2 protein-coding genes and 1 pseudogene are annotated in these 1,880 nt (G+C 75.4%); 1 reads left to right on the top strand and 2 read right to left on the bottom strand.

What is annotated here, in order from left to right; all coding sequences use genetic code 11:
* A partial coding sequence (locus tag AB0G02_RS37825) for a PPOX class F420-dependent oxidoreductase (RefSeq protein WP_360804602.1) occupies positions 1–309 on the top strand: 309 nt, incomplete at its 5' end.
* A gap of 66 nt (positions 310–375) precedes the next feature.
* Here the strand turns inward: AB0G02_RS37825 and AB0G02_RS37820 are convergent.
* Both AB0G02_RS37820 and AB0G02_RS37815 read right to left on the bottom strand, forming a co-directional pair.
* The gene (locus AB0G02_RS37820; RefSeq protein WP_360804599.1) at positions 376–960 is read right to left on the bottom strand and encodes a nitroreductase family protein; all 585 of its coding nucleotides are present in this window, start codon (positions 958–960) and stop codon (positions 376–378) included.
* A gap of 52 nt (positions 961–1,012) precedes the next feature.
* A pseudogene (locus AB0G02_RS37815) lies at positions 1,013–1,880 on the bottom strand (polynucleotide adenylyltransferase); the annotation flags it as partial.

Genomic DNA, 1,880 nt, shown 5'->3' with positions numbered 1-1,880 from the left:
CCCGAGCTCCTCGGGGTGTCGACCACCGAGCGGACCGCGAAGGTCGCGAACCTGCGCCGCGACCCGAGGGTCGCGCTGGAGGTGACCAGCGACGACGGCTGGATGTGGGTCACCGCCGAAGGCACGGCGACGCTCGTCGGGCCGGGCACCGACCCGCACGGCCCCGAGGTCGAGGCGTTGGTCGAGCACTACCGCGCCGCCGCGGGCGAACACCCGGACTGGGACGAGTACCGGTCGGTCATGGTGTCCGACCGGCGGGTGCTGGTGACCATCGCGGTCGACCGCGTCTACGGCTCCGACGTCGACTGACGGCGGCACGGGCCTGCACAGCGGCTGAGGCCGGACGGGGCCGTGGCGGGACGGAACCGTGGGGGCCTACCACTGCCCGAAGTGCACGGCCTCGTCGAACGGCCTGCGCTTGCGGGTCCGCGGCGAAGCGCCCGGCGAGATCTCCTCCTCGGCGGCGTGGCCGATCGCGATCGCGCCGATCGGCACGTGGTCGGCCGGCACGCCGAACTCCGCGCGCAGCCGGTCGAAGTCGGGCTCCCCGATGCCGAAGTACACCGCGCCGAGCCCTTCGTCGACCGCGGTCTGGAGGGCCAGCAGCACGGCCATCCCGGTGTCGATGTACCAGAACGGCACCGGCCAGCGCGCCTCGCTGCGGTCCGTCCATCCCTTGTCCGGCTCGGCGTAGCGGTCCAGGTAGGCGTCCTTCACCGCGAACGCGACCACGACGACCGGTGCGGCCTTGACCGACTCGTGCGTCCACAGGTGGACCGAGTCGTAGAACCGCGCCGACTCCTCGCCGCGCAGCACGAGGAACGCCTGACCCTGCGAGTAGCCGGCCGACGGCCCGCGCAGCGCGTTGCGCATGATCCGCCGCACGCTCTCGTCGGACACCGGCTCGTCGGTGAACCGGCGCACCATGCGCCTGCGGCGCACCACGTCCTGGAACTCCACGGGATCCGCCTGCCTCCGGTCGGCCTTCGACCCGATCGTAGGGCCGGCGGGCTCAGCGGAGGGTGGGCACTTCGCCGTTGCCCACCCGGACGACTTCGACACCGCGCAGCCCGCCCCGCCACGCGCCGACCACGTCGGTGAGCACGGCGGCGGACGGCGGACGACGGCCCAGCCCGATCGCGAACCGCACCCGGTCCGGTCCCCGGTGCACCGGTCGGGGCCACGCGTGCGCGTCCGGCGTGCCGGCCACCTCCAACGCGGACAGCAGCGCCCGCATCCGACCGCGCACCGGGCCGACCAGGTCGTGCGGCACGGTGACCAGGGCCCACGCGGCGTGCGCGCGGTGTGCGTCGGGCGGGGCGCAGAGGCCGTCGCGGCCGGTGTCGGTGATCTCCCACGCCCGGTACAGCTCGGCGGTCAGCAGGTCCCGGAACCCCGGCCCGACCTGGTCGGTGCACGAGCGGACGTGCGCGGACGGCGTCATGATCGTGACGGGTGCGCCGGTGCGCGGGGGCGAGGACACCAGGCCGATCGGGTCGCGCCAGTCCCACGCCGCCCAGGTCGCGAAGAAGCCCGACAGCAGGTCCGGCCCGTCCCACTCGCGCGCGGTCCGAGCCGCCAGCACCGCCCAACCCAGGCCCGGCACCCCACCGAAGGGCGCGGAGTCGAGCCCCCGCGCCCGAGCCCACCCCTTCACCTGCCGGGCAAGGCGGGAGAACGCCTCCTCCCGCCCTCGAACGGCCGCCACCACTGCCTCCGCATCCCCGACCGCCCCCAACGCCACCGCCCGCCCCACCGCCGCTCGCCCCACCGCCGCTTGGCCCGTCGCTGCGTGCCCCGCCACCGCCTCGCCCGCCGCCTGGCCGACCGTTGCCTGCGCCGCCACCGTCTCGCCCGCCGCTGCTTGGCCCGCCTCTACC

It is taken from the genome of Actinosynnema sp. NPDC023658 (assembly GCF_040639995.1).
Classification (GTDB): domain Bacteria; phylum Actinomycetota; class Actinomycetes; order Mycobacteriales; family Pseudonocardiaceae; genus Actinosynnema.
The sequence above is the reverse complement of the archived record's forward strand: the minus strand, read 5'-3'. Positions and strand labels throughout refer to the sequence as shown.